This window comes from Ottowia oryzae (assembly GCF_003008535.1).
In the GTDB taxonomy this organism is placed as follows: domain Bacteria; phylum Pseudomonadota; class Gammaproteobacteria; order Burkholderiales; family Burkholderiaceae_C; genus Ottowia; species Ottowia oryzae.
In genome coordinates this window covers 2,942,377-2,962,504 of the sequence record NZ_CP027666.1, presented here as the reverse complement: position 1 = coordinate 2,962,504, position 20,128 = coordinate 2,942,377, and the positions used below count along the sequence as shown (strand labels likewise).

19 protein-coding genes are annotated in these 20,128 nt (G+C 66.6%); all 19 read left to right on the top strand.

Features of this window, described 5'->3' with window-relative positions; genetic code table 11:
* Position 1 precedes the first annotated feature (1 nt).
* The gene (locus C6570_RS13500; RefSeq protein ID WP_106703680.1) at positions 2 to 1,072 is read left to right on the top strand and encodes an RluA family pseudouridine synthase; all 1,071 of its coding nucleotides are present in this window, start codon (positions 2 to 4) and stop codon (positions 1,070 to 1,072) included.
* 165 nt (positions 1,073 to 1,237) lie between these two features.
* Entirely contained in the window at positions 1,238 to 2,272 is a 1,035-nt protein-coding gene (gene scpB, locus C6570_RS13495) for an SMC-Scp complex subunit ScpB (RefSeq protein ID WP_106703679.1), read from the top strand.
* On the top strand, positions 2,269 to 3,852 hold the full coding sequence (locus C6570_RS13490) for a pseudouridine synthase (RefSeq protein ID WP_106703678.1): 1,584 nt from the start codon (positions 2,269 to 2,271) through the stop codon (positions 3,850 to 3,852). The genes scpB and C6570_RS13490 overlap by 4 nt, the downstream gene beginning before the upstream one ends.
* A gap of 172 nt (positions 3,853 to 4,024) precedes the next feature.
* The gene (gene ndk / locus C6570_RS13485; protein WP_106703677.1) at positions 4,025 to 4,450 is read left to right on the top strand and encodes a nucleoside-diphosphate kinase; all 426 of its coding nucleotides are present in this window, start codon (positions 4,025 to 4,027) and stop codon (positions 4,448 to 4,450) included.
* Between the two features lie 25 nt (positions 4,451 to 4,475).
* Positions 4,476 to 5,645 carry a dual-specificity RNA methyltransferase RlmN gene (rlmN, locus tag C6570_RS13480; RefSeq protein ID WP_106703676.1) on the top strand — a complete coding sequence of 390 codons (1,170 nt, stop codon included), beginning with the start codon at positions 4,476 to 4,478 and terminating at the stop codon, positions 5,643 to 5,645.
* Positions 5,642 to 6,466: a type IV pilus biogenesis/stability protein PilW gene (gene pilW / locus C6570_RS13475; protein ID WP_106703675.1), complete on the top strand. Its 825-nt coding sequence runs from the start codon at positions 5,642 to 5,644 to the stop codon at positions 6,464 to 6,466. Before rlmN ends, pilW begins: the two co-directional genes overlap by 4 nt.
* A complete protein-coding gene (locus C6570_RS13470; RefSeq protein ID WP_164675547.1) occupies positions 6,459 to 7,361 on the top strand; it encodes a helix-turn-helix domain-containing protein in 903 nt (300 codons plus the stop codon). Before pilW ends, C6570_RS13470 begins: the two co-directional genes overlap by 8 nt.
* Positions 7,361 to 8,665 (top strand): flavodoxin-dependent (E)-4-hydroxy-3-methylbut-2-enyl-diphosphate synthase, encoded by a 1,305-nt coding sequence (gene ispG / locus C6570_RS13465; protein WP_106704700.1) that lies wholly within the window; start codon positions 7,361 to 7,363, stop codon positions 8,663 to 8,665. Before C6570_RS13470 ends, ispG begins: the two co-directional genes overlap by 1 nt.
* A 69-nt stretch (positions 8,666 to 8,734) precedes the next feature.
* A complete protein-coding gene (gene hisS, locus C6570_RS13460; protein ID WP_106703673.1) occupies positions 8,735 to 10,042 on the top strand; it encodes a histidine--tRNA ligase in 1,308 nt (435 codons plus the stop codon).
* 17 nt (positions 10,043 to 10,059) lie between these two features.
* On the top strand, positions 10,060 to 10,731 hold the full coding sequence (locus C6570_RS13455; protein WP_106703672.1) for a YfgM family protein: 672 nt from the start codon (positions 10,060 to 10,062) through the stop codon (positions 10,729 to 10,731).
* The gene (gene bamB / locus C6570_RS13450) at positions 10,728 to 11,882 is read left to right on the top strand and encodes an outer membrane protein assembly factor BamB (RefSeq protein WP_106703671.1); all 1,155 of its coding nucleotides are present in this window, start codon (positions 10,728 to 10,730) and stop codon (positions 11,880 to 11,882) included. The genes C6570_RS13455 and bamB overlap by 4 nt, the downstream gene beginning before the upstream one ends.
* A 21-nt stretch (positions 11,883 to 11,903) precedes the next feature.
* Positions 11,904 to 13,247 (top strand): ribosome biogenesis GTPase Der, encoded by a 1,344-nt coding sequence (gene der, locus C6570_RS13445; RefSeq protein ID WP_106703670.1) that lies wholly within the window; start codon positions 11,904 to 11,906, stop codon positions 13,245 to 13,247.
* A gap of 172 nt (positions 13,248 to 13,419) precedes the next feature.
* Positions 13,420 to 13,671, top strand: coding sequence for an RNA chaperone Hfq (hfq, locus tag C6570_RS13440; protein WP_106703669.1), 252 nt, complete (start codon positions 13,420 to 13,422; stop codon positions 13,669 to 13,671).
* A gap of 87 nt (positions 13,672 to 13,758) precedes the next feature.
* Complete coding sequence (gene hflX / locus C6570_RS13435) at positions 13,759 to 14,973, top strand: GTPase HflX (protein ID WP_211297604.1); 1,215 nt, start codon at positions 13,759 to 13,761, stop codon at positions 14,971 to 14,973.
* Entirely contained in the window at positions 14,970 to 16,343 is a 1,374-nt protein-coding gene (gene hflK, locus C6570_RS13430; RefSeq protein ID WP_106703668.1) for an FtsH protease activity modulator HflK, read from the top strand. Before hflX ends, hflK begins: the two co-directional genes overlap by 4 nt.
* A gap of 18 nt (positions 16,344 to 16,361) precedes the next feature.
* On the top strand, positions 16,362 to 17,249 hold the full coding sequence (gene hflC / locus C6570_RS13425; RefSeq protein WP_106703667.1) for a protease modulator HflC: 888 nt from the start codon (positions 16,362 to 16,364) through the stop codon (positions 17,247 to 17,249).
* Between the two features lie 19 nt (positions 17,250 to 17,268).
* Positions 17,269 to 17,457 carry a DUF2065 domain-containing protein gene (locus C6570_RS13420; RefSeq protein ID WP_106703666.1) on the top strand — a complete coding sequence of 63 codons (189 nt, stop codon included), beginning with the start codon at positions 17,269 to 17,271 and terminating at the stop codon, positions 17,455 to 17,457.
* 77 nt (positions 17,458 to 17,534) lie between these two features.
* Entirely contained in the window at positions 17,535 to 18,701 is a 1,167-nt protein-coding gene (locus tag C6570_RS13415; protein ID WP_106703665.1) for an ATP phosphoribosyltransferase regulatory subunit, read from the top strand.
* 1 nt (position 18,702) lies between these two features.
* Entirely contained in the window at positions 18,703 to 20,076 is a 1,374-nt protein-coding gene (locus tag C6570_RS13410) for an adenylosuccinate synthase (protein WP_106703664.1), read from the top strand.
* Positions 20,077 to 20,128 lie beyond the last annotated feature (52 nt).

Here is a 20,128-nt window from a genome sequence, read left to right as displayed (position 1 = left end):
CTTGAGTCAAGCTCCTGCCATTATATCGGCCGCCCCCCGGCCCAACGCCCCTGCCGACGCCACGCCCGAGGCCGACGACGAGTTCGCCATCGGCGAAGCCGAGCGGCGCGCCATCACCGTGCCGCCCGAGTGGCACGGTGAGCGCCTGGACCGCGCCCTGGCGGCGCTCGTGCCCGAGTTCTCCCGCAACTACCTCAGCCAGTTGATCGAAGACGGCGCGCTGGAGGTGGCGGGTGCGCCCGTCACCAAACCTTCGCGCAAGGTCAAGGCGGGCGAGGCGCTGACGCTGGAGCTGCGCCCCACGCCCATGAGCCAGGCCTTCGTGCCGCAGGCCATTCCGCTGGACGTGGTGTATGAGGACGAGCACCTGGCCGTGATCAACAAGCCCGCAGGCATGGTGGTGCACCCGGCCGCTGGCAACTGGAGCGGCACGCTGCTGAACGCGCTGCTGGCCCGCGACCCGCGTGCGGCCCAATTGCCACGCGCCGGCATCGTGCACCGGCTGGACAAGGACACCAGCGGCCTGATGGTGGTGGCGCGCACGCGGGCGGCCATGGATGCGCTGGTCGCCGCCATCGCCGCGCGCGACGTGCACCGCGAATACATTGCGCTGGCGCACCGCACCTGGGGCTTGGCGCCGCAGCGCGAGGTGGATGCGCCCATCGGGCGCGACGCGCGCCATCGCCTGCGCATGGCGGTGGTCGATTTGCAGCGCCAGCCGGGCAAAACCGCGCAGACCGAGTTTTCGCTGCTGCAAGACGCCGATGGCGGCTGCCTGCTGCGCTGCGTCCTGCGCACCGGGCGCACGCACCAGATCCGCGTGCACGCCGCGCACATCCACCACCCGTTGGTGGGCGACACGCTGTACGGCGGCACGCCTGCTGCGGGCATGACGCGCCAGGCCTTGCACGCACGGCGCTTGAGCTTCGTGCACCCCGTCACCGGCCAAGCGCTGGCTTGGCAGGCGCCCTTGCCGGCCGACCTGGCCGCCGCGCTGACGGAGTGGGGCCTTACAATGCCCGATGACGACAGCGCCGCCGCCACGACCGTCAGCGCGCCGCAGGGCGGCTGAGCTGGCGCCTCTTATCCGGGGCACCCGCGGCATCGTGCGCGTGATGCGCACCGCCCCGCTGTCGGTTGACTGTCTGCCCGGCGCTGCCCTGGCCGCTAGGCCGGGCGCCCGCAGTGTCGCCGGTGCCGCTGCGGCCAGCGCCCCCATTCATCCGAGTACGCCACCGTGAATTCAACGGACGCCAAGCGCATTCTTGAAACCGCCCTGATCTGTGCCACGCAGCCGGTGCAGGTACGCGACCTGCGCGTGCTGTTTGACGATCAGGTGGGCGCCGACACGCTCAAGTCCCTGCTGCAAGAGCTTCAGGACGACTGGGCGCAGCGCGGCGTGGAACTGGTTCAGGTCGCCAGCGGCTGGCGCTTTCAAAGCCGGCCCGAGATGCGCGAGTTTCTGGACCGCCTGCACCCCGAAAAGCCGCCCAAGTACACGCGCGCCACGCTGGAAACGCTGGCCATCATTGCCTACCGCCAACCCGTGACGCGTGGCGACATGGAAGATATTCGCGGCGTAACGATCAATTCCGTGCTGCTCAAGCAGCTGGAAGACCGTGGCTGGGTCGAGGTGATCGGCCACCGAGAAACCGTGGGCCGCCCGGGCCTGTACGCCACCACGCGCCAGTTTCTGGACGACCTGGGCCTGGAATCGCTCGACCAGCTGCCCATGCTGGAATCGCCCAGCGAAGAAGCTGCCAGTATGTTTGAGGCGCTGGCCGGCGGCTTGGAAGGCGAGGGCGCTGCGCCCGCCGTCGCGCCGGGGGTGGCGGAACCCGTGGGCGATACGGGTGAGTCGCCCGGGGCCAGCTTGATCGACTTGGTCGAAGTGGCCGACAGCGCTGTCGCCGTGCAAGCGGCCGAAGCGCCGCAGGCCGTCGACGGCGATTTCGCCCAAGCTGCAGGAGAGGCCGACCATGTCAGTTTTCCAACGCCGGCGTTGAACGAGGATGCACTGACCCAAGCCACGCCCGAAGCTGCGGCGCTGGCTGAAACCGACGCACAAGCGCCCGACGCGCCCGCCAGCCAGCGCGCGGCGCCGTCCGACCACGAACGCCATGCGGCAGCAGCGCCTGCCGCACAGACCCCTACAGCCGACCCAGACGACTGGTTGGCCACAGCGCCCCACGAAGCCACGGAACCGCCCAGCAGCCGCGACGCTGACGACACCGACCCGGCGCCCCTTCCCACAGAATCGACCAAGCCATGAACACCGAAGACTCTTCCGCCAACGCCGAGGGCGCACCTGCAGCCGCTGACGACACACCAGCGTCATCCAAGAAAAAAAGGGCGCCAGCGCAGGCAGATAGTGCGCCGGCAGCTACTGAAAATATAGCGAAGCCAAGCAAGCGCCGTGCAGCCAAGCCTGCGGCTGGTGAAGCGCAGAACGAACTGAACGCGGCTGATGGTGCCGACGACGCACCCGCTGGCGAGCCGCAGCTGCTGACCGAAGTGGCGGAATCGGACGAGCCCAGCGCACCCGTCGCCGCCGATGCGGAAATGGCCGACGACGAGGCGCAAGCGCCGGTCGGCTTCGACGACCTGGTTTCCGGCCGCTTCGACGACGAGGCGGATTCCGAATCGCAGCTGCCTACCAAGCGCGTGCTGCAACCGCAGCCTGAGCAGCCCAAGCTGCACAAGGTGCTGGCGCAGTCGGGCTTCGGCTCGCGCCTGGAGATGGAGCAGATGATTCTGCAGGGCCGCATCTCGGTCAACAACCAGCCCGCCCACGTCGGCCAGCGCATCCAGTTTGGCGACAAGGTCAAGGTGGATGGCCGCCTGATCGCGCTGCGCATTGCCCAGCCGCCCGCGCGCGTTTTGGCGTATCACAAGCCCGTGGGCGAGGTGGTCACGCACGACGATCCGCAGAACCGACCCACCGTGTTTCGCAAGCTGCCGCGACTGCAGCACGGCAAGTGGCAGTCGGTCGGCCGGCTGGACTTGAATACAGAGGGGCTGTTGCTGTTCACCAACTCGGGCGAATTGGCCAACCGGCTGATGCACCCGCGATTCGGGCTGGAGCGCGAATACGCCGTGCGCGTGCTGGGCGCGCTGACGGACGAAGAGAAGCAGCGCCTGCTGGACGGCGTACAGCTGGACGACGGCATCGCGCAATTTGGCTCCATCAAGGAAGAGGGCTTGGGCGAGGGCGCCAACCAGTGGTACCGCGTGACCATTTCCGAGGGCCGCAACCGCGAAGTGCGCCGCATGATCGAATCGGTAGGCCACGCCGTCAGCCGCCTGATCCGCATCCGCTACGGCGCCATGATGCTGCCGCGCGGCTTGAAGCGCGGCGCATGGATGGAGCTGTGGGACCGCGACATCGAGGCGCTGGGCGCCGCATCGGGCACGCCCAGCCACGTCATCAAAGGCGGCCGCGACCCTGAACAGCCAACACTGGCGCCCAAGCGCCCAGGCCGTGGCGATCGCGGGCGAAGCAGCGGCCCACGCCCCAACATGGCCAACCCCGGTGGCAACCGCAGCGCTGACAACGCCCCGCGCGCGGCCTACGGCGCCAACCCCATGGCGGGGCGCAGGCGCACGGGCGCCGGGCCGTCTGGCGCTGAGGGGCGTGGCCAGCAGCCTGACCCATTGCGCACGTCGCAGGGCTACATCGGCGCCGACAGCTTGTCGCGCCAGCGGCGCAAGAGCGGGCCGGGTGTGGGCGGCAATCGCCCGGGAGGTGCTCCGGCCGGGCGCGGTGGCGCTGGTGGTAATTCAGGCGGCGGTGCCGGGGGCAACCGCGGCGGAGCAGGGCGCGGCGCACCGCGCGGCGGCCGGCGTGGCTGAATCAGCGGCGCGTGGGCGGGTGACGTGCGCGGCAGCCCAAATCCCCTGTGCGGCTGAGTTTTCGTGCCGCGCTGCCACACGGCAGACACCGCCGCCGGTTAAAATCTCGGGCTTTGCCCAATTTGCCTAAACTGGGCGTTGAACCTCTCCTTCTTATCTGGAACTTACTCAAATGGCTATCGAACGCACCCTGTCCATCATCAAGCCCGACGCCGTCGCCAAGAACGTCATCGGCCAGATCTACGCCCGTTTCGAAGCCGCCGGCCTGAAAGTGGTGGCTGCTCGCATGCAGCACCTGTCGCGCCTGGAAGCCGAGCAGTTCTACGCCGTGCACAAAGAGCGCCCCTTCTTCAAGGATCTGGTGGACTTCATGATTTCCGGCCCGGTGATGATCCAGGCCCTGGAAGGTGAAGGCGCCATCGGCAAGAACCGCGAACTGATGGGCGCGACCGACCCCAAGAAAGCCGACAAAGGCACCATCCGCGCCGACTTCGCCGACAGCATCGACGCCAACGCCGTGCACGGCTCCGACGCCCCTGAAACCGCTGCCGTGGAAGTGGCTTTCTTCTTCCCGGGCCTGGCGATCTACTCGCGTTGATCGCCCGCGGCCTGGCCCCGCTCGCATGACCACCACGCCTGTCAACCTGCTCGATTTCGATCTCGACGGGCTCACCGCGTACTGCGAGGGGCTGGGCGAAAAGCGCTTTCGCGCCGCGCAACTGTTCCGCTGGGTGCACCAGCGCGGCGTGGCCGATTTCAGCCAGATGACCGATCTGGCCAAGTCGTTTCGCGACAAGTTGGCGGGCGTGGCGGAAGTCCGCGCACTGCCCGTCATCACCCAGCACGATTCCCGCGACGGCACCATCAAGTGGCTGTTCGACGTGGGCGGCGGCAACGCCGTCGAGGCCGTGTTCATTCCCGAGGACGACCGTGGCACGCTGTGTATCTCGTCTCAGGCGGGCTGTGCGGTGGGCTGCCGTTTCTGCTCCACCGGTCACCAGGGCTTTTCGCGCAACCTGACCACGGCCGAGATCGTGGCCCAGCTCTGGTTCGCCGAGCATTACCTGCGCCGCCACCTGAACACGCCAGACCGTGTCATCTCCAACGTGGTGATGATGGGCATGGGCGAGCCGCTGCAGAACTACGACCGTTTGGTGCCGGCGCTGCGCACGATGCTCGACGACCACGCGTATGGCCTGTCGCGCCGCCGGGTGACGGTGTCTACCTCGGGTGTGGTGCCGATGATGGAGCGCCTGGCGCGCGACTGCCCCGTGGCGCTGGCTGTGTCGCTGCATGCGCCCACCGATGCGTTGCGCGACCACCTCGTGCCGCTCAACCGCAAATACCCCATTGATGAACTGCTCCGCACCTGCACCGCCTACCTGGCCAGTGCGCCGCGCGACTTCATCACTTTCGAGTACTGCATGCTGGACGGCGTGAACGACGCGCCGGAGCATGCCCAGGCGCTGGTCGATCTGATGCGTGCGCACGCCGCTGACGGGCTGCGTTGCAAATTCAACCTGATCCCGTTCAACCCGTTCCCGGCGTCGGGGCTGACGCGTTCGCCCATGCAGCGCGTGCTGGCCTTCGGCAAACTGCTGAACGATGCGGGCATCGTGACCACGGTGCGCAAGACGCGCGGCGACGATATTGACGCCGCTTGCGGCCAATTGGCCGGCGACGTGCAGGATCGCACGCGCGTGCAGGATCGCGTGGCCCGCCAACGCACCGTGGTGCTTCAGCGCATGCCCGCACCTCAGGCAAGCGGCAACCAGAGAAAGGCTGTGACATGACCCCTGTGCAATCCCTCCGCCCTGCGTCGCGCTGGCTGCTGCTGGCAGCCGGTGCTGCCGTGTTGCTGGGCGGCCTTGCCGGTTGCGCCACAGGCCCCGGTGGCTTGGGTGATCCGACCGAGTTGCATACCGCGATAGACGACAGCCCGGCACGCGCCCGTGCGCGCACCCGGCTGGCGCTGGCCACCAGCTATTTCCAGAACAATCAGCCCGAAGTGGCGCTGGATGAGGTCAAGAAAGTGCTCCAGGTTGACCCCAGCTTCGCCGACGCCTACAACCTGGGCGGATTGATCTACCTGCGGCTGGATCAGCAGGCCATGGCCGAATCGCACTTTCAGCGCGCCATCAACCTGAACCCGCGCGATGCCAATGCCATGCACAACCTCGGCTGGCTGCAGTGCCAGCAAGGCCGCTACCCTGAAGCCGCGCAGTCCTTCCAGCGCGCCATCGCGGTGCCCGGCTACCAGGGGCGCGCGCGCACCATGATGGCGCAGGGTATTTGCGAAAGCCGTGCAGGCGACAACGTCCGGGCCGAAGCCACCCTGAAGCAGTCCTACGAGCTGGATCCGGGCAACCCGGTTACCGCCTACAACCTGTCGCTGCTGCTGTACAAGCGGGGTGACTACCAGCGTGCGCAGTTCTTCATCCGCCGCCTCAATAACAGCGAGTTGGCCAACGCCGAATCGCTGTGGCTGGGCATCCGGGTGGAGCGGCGCCTGAACGACCGCCAGGCTTCGGACCAGCTGGCCTCGCAATTGCGGCGGCGCTTCTCGCAGTCGCGCGAGTATCAGGCCTATGAACGTGGAGCTTTCGATGACTGAACGGGATTCCGCGTTCGCGCCCAGCCAGCTGCCGCCCGAGGGTGCGCCAGAGCCCGACAAGCCGAGCGGGCCCGTGCTGCAGGGCAGCTCGCCCGGCGGCATGCTGCGCCAGCTGCGTGAGGCTGCAGGGGTTGACCCAGCCCTGGTGGCCAGTGCGATGAAGGTCTCGCTGCAAAAGCTCGACGCGCTCGAAAACGACCGCTTTGACGAGTTGCCTGACCTCACCTTCGCGCGTGGCCTGGCTTCGGCCATCTGCCGCGCCTTCGGCGCCGACCCCGCACCGGTGCTGGAGCGCATGCCGCTGGCCGCGCCAGGGCTGCGCGCGCAGGGCAAGCCGATCAACCAGCCTTTCCGCCAGCCCGGCGACAGCCCGGCGCCGATGCTCAAAAGCAGCTTCTCCAAGCCGCTGGTGATCGCAATCGGCGTGCTGCTGCTCGCGGCCGCGGCCTTGTGGTTGTTGCCCACCCTGCCAATCCAGCTGACCGCACCGGCCCAGGAATCCACTTCTGCCGATGGCGAAGTGCAGGAACCCGCGGTCCCCGCCGCTGAGCCGACGCCGCCCGCCGAAATGCCGGCGGGCGCGGCTTCGGCCGAGCAAACTGCACCCGCTGCCCCGCAGGCGTCAGCATCGGCTGCGGAGCCCGCTGCGACGGCGGACGGTGACCTGCTCGTCTTCACGGCCAATGCCGAAACCTGGCTGACCGTGCGCGACGCGCAAGGCAAACAGCTGATCAACCGCACGCTGACCAGCGGTGAAACCGTCAAGCTGACGGGCGAAGTGCCGCTGTCGGCCACGGTTGGCCGCAAGGACGCGATCAGCGTGAAAGTGCGTGGCGAGCCGTTCGACATCAAGGCGCTCAGCAAAACCACCGTGGCCCGTTTTCAGGTGAAATGATGACCGTCGCCGCTACCGCCGCACCCGCCCAGACCTCTGCCGACGCCTTACCGATCGCGGTGGCCGCGCCCGCCGCGCGCCGCAGCCGTCAGGCGCGCGTTGCGTGGGGCCAGCGCGTGGTCACCGTGGGCGGTGATGCGCCGGTGCGCGTCCAGTCGATGACCAACACCGACACGGTGGACGCCATTGGCACCGCGATCCAGGTGAAAGAACTGGCGCTGGCCGGCAGCGAGATGGTGCGCATCACGGTGAATACGCCCGAGGCCGCCGCGCAGGTGCCCTACATCCGCGAGCAGCTCGACCGAATGGGCGTGGATGTGCCGCTGATTGGCGACTTTCACTACAACGGCCACCGCCTGCTGACCGACTACCCGGACTGCGCGCAGGCGCTGTCCAAGTACCGCATCAACCCCGGCAACGTGGGCAAGGGCGCCAAACGCGACGCGCAGTTTGGCCAGATGATCGAGGCGGCGCTCAAGTGGGACAAGCCGGTGCGCATCGGCGTCAACTGGGGCAGCCTGGATCAGGAACTGCTGGCCGGCCTGATGGACGAAAACGCCAACCGCCGCCAGCCCTGGGAAGCGCGCCAGGTCATGTATGAGGCGCTGATCCAGTCCGCCATCGGCTCGGCCGAACAGGCGGTGGATCTGGGCATGCGGCCTGAGCAGGTCATCCTGAGCTGCAAGGTCAGCGGCGTGCAGGATTTGATCGCCGTTTACCGCGAACTGGCGCGCCGCTGCGACTATCCGCTGCACCTCGGCCTGACCGAGGCTGGCATGGGCACCAAGGGCACGGTGGCTTCGGCCGCGGCGCTGTCGATCCTTTTGCAGGAAGGCGTGGGCGACACCATCCGCGTCAGCCTGACGCCGCAGCCAGGCGAGGCGCGCACGCAGGAAGTGGTCATCGCCTCGGAAATCCTGCAGTCGCTGGGCCTGCGCGTGTTCGTGCCCAGCGTGACGGCCTGCCCGGGTTGCGGGCGCACCACCAGCACCACGTTCCAGGAACTGGCCAAGGACATCGACGACCACCTGCGCGCCAACATGCCGGTGTGGCGCGCCAAGTACCCCGGCGTCGAAAAGCTGAAAGTGGCCGTGATGGGCTGCATCGTCAACGGGCCGGGTGAAAGCAAGCATGCGGACATCGGCATCAGCCTGCCGGGCACGGGCGAAGCGCCGGCTGCGCCCGTGTTCATTGATGGGCAGAAGGCGATGACGCTGCGCGGCGAACATATCGCCACCGAGTTTCACCAAATCGTGGCCGATTACATCGAGCGGCGCTTTGGTGCGGGCGTCGTCAATAGTTAAGAGATAAAAGCGCTGCCAGCGCTTGTGCTACAAGCGCTGGCAGCTATCAAAATAATAGTTTTCGTACCGATGTCAGGCAACCCCAAAATCACCGCCATCAAAGGCATGAACGACATCCTGCCGCCGGAATCGGCGCGCTGGGAATGGCTGGAATCGGTGGTGCGCCGCGTGATGGCCGCCCACGCTTACCGCAACCTGCGCACGCCCATCATGGAGCACACGCAGCTGTTCACGCGCGGGCTGGGCGAGGTGACCGACGTGGTCGAGAAGGAGATGTATTCCTTCCAGGACCGGCAAGACCAGCATGGCAACGCAGAGCACCTCAGCCTGCGGCCTGAGAACACCGCCGGCGTGGTGCGCGCCGTGGCCGAGCACAACCTGCTGTACGACGGTGGCAAGCGCCTGTACTACATGGGCCCGATGTTCCGCCGTGAGCGCCCGCAGCGCGGCCGCTACCGGCAGTTCCACCAGATCGGCGCCGAGGCGCTGGGCTTTGCGGGCGCTGAGGTCGATGCCGAGCTGATCCTGCTGGCCGTCAGCCTGTGGCGCGAGCTGGGCATTCAAAACTGGCGGCTTGAGCTGAACAGCCTGGGCCAGCCCGAAGAGCGGCGCGAGCACCGCGCGGCGCTGATCGCCTACTTTGAAGCGCACGCCGACCAGCTGGACGAAGACGCGCGCCGGCGCCTGCACGCCAACCCGCTGCGCATTCTGGACACGAAGAACCCCGCCATGCAGGCGCTGGTGGAAGGCGCGCCCAAGCTGATGGACTACCTGGGCGATGCGTCCAAAGCGCACTTTGCCGCCGTACAGGCCATCCTGGACGCGAACGGCGTGGCCTGGCGCGTCAACCCGCGTCTGGTGCGCGGGCTGGACTACTACAACCTCACGGTGTTCGAATTCATCACCGACAGCCTGGGCGCGCAAGGCACCATCTGCGGCGGCGGGCGCTACGACTACCTGATCGAGCAGATCGGCGGCAAGGCCGCCCCTGCTGTGGGTTGGGCCCTGGGCGTAGAGCGTGTGCTGGAACTGCTCAAGGAAGAGGGCGTGACCAGCCCTGAACCCGCGCCCGACGCGTACGCCATCATCCCCGACGCCAGCGCGCTGCCGCGCGTCATGCAGGCGCTGCATGCGTTGCGCGCGCAAGGCGTGGCCGTGCAAATGCACGCAGGCACTGGCGAGGGCATGGGCAGCATGAAAAGCCAGTTCAAACGGGCCGATGGCTCTGGCGCCGCCTTCGCGCTGGTTTTTGGCCCCGACGAGCTGGCCGCGGGCGAAGTCACCGTCAAGGCGCTGCGCGATGGCGCCGGCGCACAGACGCGCCAACCGCTTGCCAATGTGGCCGCCTGGGCCGGCACCCTAAAATCCACCGCTTGACCGAATAGACACTGCACATGGCGAAACATCTCGATCTTGAAGAACAGGAACAGCTTGACGCGCTCAAGCACTTCTGGAACCGCTGGGGCAACCTGATCACCTGGCTGCTGATTGCCGTACTGGGCGCCTACGCCGCCTGGACAGGGTGGCAATACTGGGAACGCCGCCAAAGCGCGGCCGCCTCGGTGCTGTACGACGAAATGTCGCGCAGCGTGCAGGCCGGCGACGTAGCGCGCGTGGAACGCACGCTGTCCGACATGAAAGACAAATTCGGCAGCACCGCCTACGCGGCGCAAAGCGGCTTGATGGCCGCCAAGATGCTGCAGGACAAAGGCAAGCCTGCCGAAGCCAAGGCCGCGTTGACCTGGGTTGCCGACAAGGCACCGAACGACGGGCTGAAATCCTCCGCACGCCTGCGTTTGGCGTCGCTGCTGGTCGCCGACAAGGCGTACGACGACGCCATCAAGTTGCTGTCTGGCAGCTTTCCTGCCAGCTTTGTCCCTCTGGCGGCCGATCGCCGTGGCGACGTGCTGCTGCTGCAAGGCAAGCGCGACGAAGCGGCCACCGAATACGGCAAGGCCTACCAGGGCTTGACCGCTGATACCGGCGACTACCGCCGTCTGGTGGGCATGAAGCTCAACGCGCTGGGTATTGACCCCGATGCCGGGCCGAAAGGTGCCAGTTCATGATCGATGACCGCAAAACTCTGAAAAGCCACGCGGGCCGCGCGCTGGCACTCAGCGCCAGCCTGTTGACCGTCGCTGTCTTGGCAGGCTGCGCCGCGGGTTCGGCCCGACCGAAGCCCGCAGAGCTGCCACCCAACGTGGCCTTGATGGGCGTGCGGCAGGCCTGGACGGCCCGCATTCCCGCCGTCAATTTCCCGCTGCAAACGCGCGTGGTGGGCAACCAGGTCGTGGTGGCTGGGGGCGATGGCTCCGTGGTCACGCTGGATGCCAATACCGGCGCCGAGGTGGCGCGTGCCAACGTCGGCACCACGCTGTCGGCAGGTGTCGGCAGCGATGGCCGCACCCACGCCGTCGTCACGCGCGACAACAATGTCGTTGCGCTCGAAGGCCGCCGTGAGATCTGGCGTTACCGCCTGCCCACGCAAAGCTACACCGCACCGCTGGTGGCTGGTGGCCGTGTCTTCGTGCTGGGCGCGGACCGCTCCCTGACGGCACTGGACGGCCGCGCCGGCACCTTGCTATGGACCGTGCAGCGCCCCGCTGAGCCGCTGGTGCTGCGCCAAGCAGGGGTGTTGACCGCGGTGGGCAATACGCTGGTGGCTGGTCTGGCCGGTCGGCTGGTGGGTGTCAATCCTGACAGCGGCAACGTCACCTGGGAAGCACCCGTGGCTTCGGCACGCGGCACCAACGACGTGGAACGCCTGGTTGATCTGGTGGGCGGTGTGCGCCGCCAGGGCAACGTGGTTTGCGCGCGCGCCTTCCAGGCTGCCGTGGGCTGCGTCGATACGTACAACGGCAACGTCGCCTGGACGCGCGCAGCCAACGGCGCCACCGGCATCGACGGCGACGACCAGCGCATTTTTGGCACCGAATCCGACGGCCGCGTGCTGGCCTGGCGCGCCGACAATGGCGACCGTTCCTGGTCCAGCGAACGCCTGCAGTGGCGTTACCTGACCGCGCCGCTGGTGCTGGGCCGCTCGGTGGTGATGGGCGACGAAACGGGGCTGGTGCACTTCCTTTCGCGCGAAGACGGCTCGCCGTTGACGCGCGTGAGCACCGACAGCTCGGGCATTGCCGTGTCGCCCGTCGTGGCTGGCAACACGCTGGTGGTTGTGACGCGCAACGGCGGCGTCTACGGCTTCCGGCCCGATTGAGATCGCAGAAAGTTTGTATCCGTGAAACCCGTATTGGCCCTGGTCGGGCGCCCCAACGTGGGCAAGTCCACGTTGTTCAACCGCCTCACGAAAAGCCGCGACGCGATCGTTGCCGACTACGCCGGCCTGACGCGCGACCGCCACTACGGGCAGGGTCGCCTGGGCAACCGCGAATACATCGTCATCGACACCGGCGGCTTTGAGCCCGAAGCGGGCGAGGGCAGCATCTTCCGTGAGATGGCCAAGCAAACGCGCCAGGCCATCGCCGAGGCCGACGCGGTGATTTTCGTGGTGGATGCGCGCGGCGGCCTGTCGGGGCAGGACCATGACATCGCCAAGGAATTGCGCCGCTTGGGCAAGACCTGCGTGCTGGTGGCCAACAAGGCCGAGGGCATGACCGAAGGCGCGCAGTTGGCCGAATTCTATGAACTGGGCTTGGGCGAAGTCGTGCCCGTGTCCGCCGCCCACGGCCAGGGCGTGCGCAGCATGGTGGAAGCCGCGCTGGACACCCTGGGTGTGCCCGAGGAAGACGACGACGCCGAGCGCGTGGACGACGGCATCATCCGCCTGGCGGTTGCCGGGCGCCCCAACGTCGGCAAATCCACGCTGATCAACGCCTGGCTGGGCGAAGAGCGCCTGGTGGCCTACGACTTGCCGGGCACCACGCGTGACGCCATCTCGGTGCCTTTCGAGCGCGATGGCAAGAAGTTCGAGCTGATCGATACGGCTGGCTTGCGCCGCAAGGGCAAGGTTTTTGAGGCCATCGAGAAATTCTCGGTCGTCAAGACGCTGCAGGCCATCGAATCGGCCAACGTCGTCCTGCTGTTGCTGGACGCCACACAGGGCGTGACCGATCAAGACGCGCACATCGCCGGCTTCATTCTGGATGCTGGCCGTGCCGTTGTGCTGGCCGTGAACAAGTGGGACGCGGTGGACGCGTACCAGCGCGAAATGGTGCAGCGCTCCATTGAAACGCGGCTCCCTTTCCTGAAATTCGCCGAGATCCATTTCATCTCGGCCAAGAAGCGCCAGGGGCTCGCCCCGCTGTGGAAATCCATCGCGAAGGCCTACGCCGCGGCCATGCGCAAGATGCCTACCCCGCAGCTCACGCGCCTGCTGCTGGAGGCGGTGCAGTTCCAGCAGCCCAAGCGCAGTGGCATGTACCGGCCCAAGCTGCGTTACGCGCACCAGGGTGGCATGAACCCGCCGGTGATCGTGGTGCACGGCAATTCGCTCGAAGGCGTGACCGACACCTACAAGCGCTACCTGGAAGGGCGCTTCCGCAAGGCTTTCGACCTGGTCGGCACGCCCTTGCGTGTCGAGATGAAATCGGCGCGGAACCCCTACGCCGATAAAGACTCCTAATCAAGGCGCCAGCAGCGGCTGGCGTGGGTTTGCGGCCAGTTTTTGGGTGACGGGCCCGGCGGGGCTGCCTTGCGGGCAGTCTTTCAACACCCCGCCTCTTGTCGTGGGCTTTGCCGTCTCCATATGGTAAGTTCCAACCCCCTCAACCCGTTCGTAGAACACGGAGAATATCGTGAGCAATAAAGGGCAACTTTTACAAGACCCCTTCCTCAACACGCTGCGTCGCGAGCACATTCCGGTGTCGATTTACCTCGTCAACGGTATCAAGCTCCAGGGTCAGATTGAGTCGTTTGACCAGTACGTCGTGCTGCTTCGCAACACCGTCACCCAGATGGTTTACAAGCACGCGATTTCCACCATCGTGCCTGGTCGCGCCGTCAATTTCCAAACCCCTGCCGACAACGCAGATTCCCAAGCCGATTAAGGCTCTAGCCCTCGCCCATCCTGCGCAAGCAGCTCCTGAAAAAGGAGCGTCTGGCAGGGTGGGTTTTTCACATCTGGACCTGTAGCTTTGCCTGAAACCCGCGCCCCTGAACACATCGACGCCGTTTTGGTCGGCGTGGATTTTGGGTTGCCCCATTTCGACCACGATCTGGAAGAGCTCGGCCTCTTGGCCGAAACCGCTGGCCTGAACCCCGTTGCGCGCCTGACCTGCAAGCGCAAGGCGCCCGACGCGGCGCTGTTCGTCGGAACCGGCAAAGCCGAAGAGATCCGCATGCTGGCGCAGGCCGAGGGCGCGGCCGAGGTGCTGTTTGACCAGGCGCTCAGCCCGGTGCAGCAGCGCAATCTGGAGCGCGCCATCGGCATGCCGGTGAACGACCGCACGCTGCTGATCCTGGAAATCTTCGCGCAACGCGCCCGCAGCCACGAGGGCAAGCTGCAGGTTGAATTGGCGCGCCTGCAGTACCTCAGCACCCGTCTGGTGCGCCGCTGGAGCCACTTGGAGCGCCAGCAGGGCGGCATTGGCGGCCGCGGCGGCCCGGGTGAAACGCAGATCGAGCTGGATCGCCGCATGATCGGCGAGGCCATCAAGCGCACGAAAGAGCGCCTGACCAAGGTCAAACGCCAGCGCCAAACGCAGCGCCGCCAGCGCGAGCGGCGCGAGGCTTACAACATTTCCCTGGTTGGCTATACCAACGCCGGCAAATCCACGCTGTTCAATGCGCTGGTGAAGGCGCGTGCGTACGCGGCCGACCAGCTGTTTGCCACGTTGGACACCACTACGCGCCAGCTGTACCTGGGCGACCAGGAAGGCGGTGGGCGTTCGGTGTCGCTGTCGGACACGGTGGGCTTCATCCGCGACTTGCCCCACGGTTTGGTGGAGGCGTTCCAGGCGACCTTGCAGGAAGCGGCAGACGCCGATCTGCTGCTGCATGTGGTCGATGCGGCCAACCCCGCCTGGCACGAACAGATGCAGGAAGTGCAGCGCGTGCTGGGCGAAATCGGTGCGCTTGAGGTGCCGCAACTGGTCGTGTTCAACAAGCTGGACGCGGTGGACGCTGCCAAGCGCCCGCTGGCTTTGCAAGATCGCATGGATCTTGATGGCCGTCTGCTTGACCGCATCTTTGTCAGTGCACAGTCCGGTGAAGGGCTGCCGGTTCTGCGCAACGAGCTGGCGCGCCGCGCCCAGGAAGCCGCGGAAGCCCGCCAGGCACTGGAATCCGACGAGTCTCCTACTGCCTTTGGGCACAATGGCGGGTTGAACAGCCCGATGACCAACGAATGAAAGACCGTTTTTTCACCTTGCGCCCGGCCGGGTGGCCTGAGCGCCTTCGGGGCATGTTCAACCTGAACGACCCCCGCTGGGGCCGTGGCGACGACGCCGGTCAAAACGAGCCGCGCCCGGATGACCAGCGCCCCGCTGACCCCCCCCGCCAGCCGCCGAACGAGCCGCCTCGCCAGCGTCCGTCCAGCGGTGGCGATCAAGGTCCGCCCGATCTCGACGAGCTCTGGCGCGACTTCAACCGCAAGCTGGGCGGCCTGTTTGGCGGCGGTGGTGGCAATCGCCGCCCGGGTGCCAGTGGTGGCGGTGGTTTCCAGCCTCCCGACATGAAGAATGCCGGTGTGGGCATCGGTGTGATCGGCGTGGTTGCCCTGCTGATCTGGCTGGGCACTGGCTTTTTCATCGTGCAGGAAGGCCAGCAGGCCGTGATCACCCAGTTCGGCAAGTACCACTCCACGGTGGGTGCGGGCTTCAACTGGCGTCTGCCTTACCCCATTCAGCGCCAGGAAACCGTGAGCGTGACGCAGATCCGGTCGGTGGATGTGGGCCGTGACAGCGTGATCAAGTCCACCGGCCTGCGCGAATCGGCCATGCTGACGCAGGACGAAAATATCGTCGAGATCAAGTTCGCCGTGCAGTACCGCCTGAACGACGCGCGCGCCTACTTGTTTGAAAGCAAGAACCCGGCGGATGCCGTGGTACAGGCCGCCGAAAGCGCTGTGCGCGAAGTGGTCGGCAAGATGAGCATGGACAACGCCATGGCGGACGAGCGCGACCAGATCGCTCCGCGCGTGCGCGATCTGATGCAGAAGATCCTGGACCGCTACAAGGTTGGCATCGAAGTGGTGGCCGTCAACATGCAGCAAGGCGGCGTGCGCCCGCCCGAGCAAGTGCAGGCCGCTTTCGACGACGTGCTCAAGGCCGGCCAAGAGCGCGAGCGCGTGAAAAACCAGGCGCAGGCCTATGCCAACGACGTGATTCCGCGTGCCACCGGTACGGCTGCGCGCTTGACGCAGGAGGCCGAGGGCTACAAGGCGCGCATCGTGGCGCAGGCCGAGGGTGACTCGCAGCGCTTCAACTCGGTGCTGGCCGAGTACCAGAAGGCGCCGCAAGTCACGCGCGACCGCATGTATATCGACACCATGCAGCAGATTTATGGCGGCGTGAACAAGATCATCGTGGACAGCAAGTCCGGCGGCAATTTGATGTACCTGCCCTTGGACAAGGTGATGCAGGCCGCAGGTGCCCCGGCGGCTTCTGCGCCCGCCGCGCAGGCTGCGCCGGCGGCTTCGGCCGCGGCCCCCTCCACGCAATTGCCCCCCGATGCCCGCACCCGCGACAACGCCCGCAGCCGCGAGCGTGAAACCCGCTGATTGCCGAGAGCGATTGAAATGAACAGAGTCGGATTCATCGCCACCACCGTCCTCATCCTGTTGGCCCTGCTGGCCTCCACGATGTTCGTGGTGGATCAGCGCCAGTTTGGCGTTGTCTATCAGCTGGGGCAGATCCAGCGTGTGATCACCGAGCCAGGGCTCAGCTTCAAGCTGCCGCCGCCGGTGCAGAATGTGCGCTACATCGACAAGCGTCTGCTGACGCTGGACAGCATGGACACCGAGCCGATGCTCACCGCCGAAAAGCAGCGCGTTGTCATCGACTGGTACATGCGCTGGCGCATTTCGGACCCGCAGGCCTACATCCGCAACGTGGGCCCTGACGAGGCTGCCGGTGCCACGCAGCTCAACCGCGTGGTGCGCAACGCCTTCCAGGAAGAGATCAACCGCCGCACGCTGCGCGAGCTGCTCTCCACGCGCCGTGAAACGCTGATGGCCGACGTGAAGCGCGAAGTGACCGAGGCGGTTACCGGCGCCAAGCCCTGGGGCATCGACATCGTGGACGTGCGCATCACGCGCGTCGACTACGTGGAGTCGATCACTGAATCGGTGTACCGCCGTATGCAGGCCGAGCGCGAACGTGTCGCCAACGAGCTGCGCGCAACCGGCGCCGCCGAAGGCGAGCAGATCCGCGCCGACGCCGACCGCCAGCGCGAGGTGACGGTGGCCAACGCCTACCGCGACGCCGAGAAAGTGCGCGGCGAGGGCGATGCCCAGGCTACGCGCATCTACGGCGAATCGTTCGGCAAAGACCCGAAATTCGCCGAGTTCTACCGCAGCCTGGATGCGTACAAGGCCAGCATCGGCAAGAAGGGCGACGTGCTGGTGATCGACCCGGCTTCGTCCGAATTCTTCAGCAACATGCGCGCGCCGCAGTCGCGCCGTTGAGGCGCACGGGCACGGCGCCGTGAACGCAAGCGTATTGCTGGCCGCGCTGGGGCTGGCGCTGATCCTGGAGGGGCTGATGCCCCTTATCGCGCCCCAGGGTTGGCGGCGCGTGGTGGCGCAGCTCATGCAGCTCAAGGACGGGCAACTGCGTTTTTACGGCTTGATCAGCGTGGTGTTGGGGCTTTTGCTGTTGTTCAGCTTTCTCTGACCGCGCTGGCATTTGATTGGGCCGCGCTGCGGGGCCGGTAGAATCACGTTTTTAACAGCCCCGCGAACTTTCATCCCATGTCCGCCTGGCTCCTGCCGGATCACATCGCCGATGTACTGCCCTCTGAGGCCCGGCGCATCGAAGAACTCCGTCGCGAACTGCTCGATACCGCCCGTGCCTATGGCTACGAGCTGGTGATCCCGCCCCTGATCGAGCATCTCGACTCGCTGCTCACCGGTACCGGTGAAGCGCTCAACCTCCAGACGTTCAAGCTGGTCGACCAGCTGTCGGGCCGCTCGCTCGGCGTGCGTGCCGACACCACGCCGCAGGTCGCGCGCATCGATGCGCACTTGCTGGGGCGCCAGGCGGTCACGCGGCTTTGCTACTGCGGCCCCGTGCTGCACACCCGGCCCGAACGCCCGCACGCCACGCGCGAGCCGCTGCAGTTCGGCGCCGAAATCTACGGCCACGCGGGGCGCGAGGCCGATCTGGAAGTGCTCTCGCTGGCGCTGGATTGCCTGAGCGCGGCGCAAGTGGGCGATTTGACGGTCGATCTGGCCGACGCGCGCATCGTGCGGGCGTTGCTGGCCGGCGTCATGGTCGATCCGCAGGTGCTGTCGGCTGTGCACGACGCGTTGGCCGCCAAAGACGCCAGCGAGATCGCCAGGCTGACCGACGATTTCCCTGCCGCGTCCCGCGAAGGCCTGTTGAAGCTCGTCACGCTGTACGGCGGTGCCGAGGTGCTGGATGAGGCCGAAATTGCCCTCCAGCGCTTTCCTGCTGTGCGCGACGTGCTATCAAATTTGAAGTGGCTGGCGTCGCGCCTGGAAGGCGTGAACGTGAGCTTCGACCTCTCCGACGCCCGCGGCTACGACTACTACACCGGTGTGCGCTTTGCCGTCTATGCGCGCAGCGCGGGCGATGCCCTGCTGCGCGGTGGGCGCTACGACGGCGTGGGCGCGGTGTTCGGCCACAAGCTGGACCGCGAACGCCCCGCCGTCGGCTTCAGCCTGGATGTGAAGCAACTGGTGCGCGCCGCGTCTGAGCGCCCGCTGCGCGCCGCGATCTGCGCGCCCTGGAGCGACGCGCCCGAGCTGATGGCCGCCGTTCGCGCGCTGCGCCAGCAGGGCGAAACGGTGGTCTGCGTGCTGCCGGGGCAGGGCGAGATCGACGAGTTTGATTGCGACCGCGAACTGGTGCTCAGCGCGGGGCAATGGCAGGTTCAACCGATTGGAAAAGACTGAAATGACACGTACGAACGGACGCAACGTGGTGGTCGTCGGCACCCAGTGGGGCGACGAAGGCAAGGGCAAGCTGGTGGACTGGCTGACCGAAAGCGCCCAGGGCGTGGTGCGCTTTCAGGGCGGCCACAACGCGGGTCACACCCTGGTGATCAATGGCGTGAAAACGGCGCTGCACCTGATTCCCAGCGGCATCATGCGTCCGGGCGTGAAGTGCTACATCGGCAACGGCGTGGTGCTGTCGCCCACCAAGCTGCTGGAAGAGATCGAGGGCCTGGAAAAAGCCGGCGTGCAGGTGCGCGACCGCCTGCGCATCAGCGAAGCCTGCCCGCTGATCCTGCCGCTGCACGCGGTGCTGGACGTGGCTCGTGAAGCCGCGCGTGAACAGCACGGCAGCGAAAAGATCGGCACCACCGGCCGCGGCATCGGCCCTGCCTATGAGGACAAGATCGCCCGCCGCGCCCTGCGCGCGCAGGACTTGAAGCACCCCCAGCGCTTTGCCGCCAAACTGCGTGAGCTGCTCGACCTGTACAACTATGTGCTCCTGGGCTACCTGGGTTCGGCCAAGCTGCAGTTCAGCGACACCCTGACGCCGTACCTGAAGCAGGGCGAGCTGCAATTCGACGCCATCTACGACGAAGCCATGCGCCAGGCCGAAGCCGTGGTGCCCATGCTCGCCGACGTCTCGCGTGAATTGAACGAAGCCCATCGCAACGGCGCCAATCTGCTGTTTGAAGGTGCGCAGGGCACCTTGTTGGACGTGGATCACGGCACCTATCCGTATGTCACCAGCAGCAACTGCGTGGCGGGCAACGCCGCGGCGGGCTCGGGCGTGGGCCCCGGCATGCTGCACTACATCCTGGGCATCACCAAGGCGTACTGCACGCGCGTGGGTGGTGGCCCGTTCCCCACCGAACTGGACTGGGAAACCCCCGGCACGCCCGGCTACCACATGAGCACCGTGGGCGCCGAAAAAGGCGTGACCACCGGGCGCAGCCGCCGCTGCGGCTGGTTTGACGCGGCCTTGCTTAAGCGCAGCGCGCAAGTCAACGGCTTGTCCGGCCTGTGCATCACCAAGCTGGACGTGCTGGACGGCCTGGACGAGCTGCAGCTGTGCGTCGGCTACGAACTGGACGGCGAACGCGTGGACATCCTGCCGCTGGGCGCCGACGACATTGCCCGCTGCCAGCCTATCTATGAAACGCTGGAAGGCTGGAGCGAGAGCACCGTGGGCGTGACCGACTACGCGAGGCTGCCCGTCAACGCGCGCCTGTACCTGCAGCGCATCGAGCACGCCACCGGCGTGCCCATCCACCTGATTTCCACCAGCCCGGACCGCGATCACACCATCATGATGCGCCACCCGTTCCTGGCCTGATTTAGAAGCAAATTGACCGCCAGCGCAGGTGCCACCTGCGCCACCAGCTATT

What these genes read in the sequence shown, in the direction of transcription:
- C6570_RS13490 (WP_106703678.1), top strand. Translation starts at nt 2,269, where the DNA reads ATGAACACCGAAGACTCTTCCGCCAACGCCGAGGGCGCACCTGCAGCC.
- ndk (WP_106703677.1), top strand. Translation starts at nt 4,025, where the DNA reads ATGGCTATCGAACGCACCCTGTCCATCATCAAGCCCGACGCCGTCGCC.
- rlmN (WP_106703676.1), top strand. Translation starts at nt 4,476, where the DNA reads ATGACCACCACGCCTGTCAACCTGCTCGATTTCGATCTCGACGGGCTC.
- pilW (WP_106703675.1), top strand. Translation starts at nt 5,642, where the DNA reads ATGACCCCTGTGCAATCCCTCCGCCCTGCGTCGCGCTGGCTGCTGCTG.
- C6570_RS13470 (WP_164675547.1), top strand. Translation starts at nt 6,459, where the DNA reads ATGACTGAACGGGATTCCGCGTTCGCGCCCAGCCAGCTGCCGCCCGAG.
- ispG (WP_106704700.1), top strand. Translation starts at nt 7,361, where the DNA reads ATGACCGTCGCCGCTACCGCCGCACCCGCCCAGACCTCTGCCGACGCC.
- hisS (WP_106703673.1), top strand. Translation starts at nt 8,735, where the DNA reads ATGTCAGGCAACCCCAAAATCACCGCCATCAAAGGCATGAACGACATC.
- C6570_RS13455 (WP_106703672.1), top strand. Translation starts at nt 10,060, where the DNA reads ATGGCGAAACATCTCGATCTTGAAGAACAGGAACAGCTTGACGCGCTC.
- bamB (WP_106703671.1), top strand. Translation starts at nt 10,728, where the DNA reads ATGATCGATGACCGCAAAACTCTGAAAAGCCACGCGGGCCGCGCGCTG.
- hflK (WP_106703668.1), top strand. Translation starts at nt 14,970, where the DNA reads ATGAAAGACCGTTTTTTCACCTTGCGCCCGGCCGGGTGGCCTGAGCGC.
- hflC (WP_106703667.1), top strand. Translation starts at nt 16,362, where the DNA reads ATGAACAGAGTCGGATTCATCGCCACCACCGTCCTCATCCTGTTGGCC.
- C6570_RS13415 (WP_106703665.1), top strand. Translation starts at nt 17,535, where the DNA reads ATGTCCGCCTGGCTCCTGCCGGATCACATCGCCGATGTACTGCCCTCT.
- C6570_RS13410 (WP_106703664.1), top strand. Translation starts at nt 18,703, where the DNA reads ATGACACGTACGAACGGACGCAACGTGGTGGTCGTCGGCACCCAGTGG.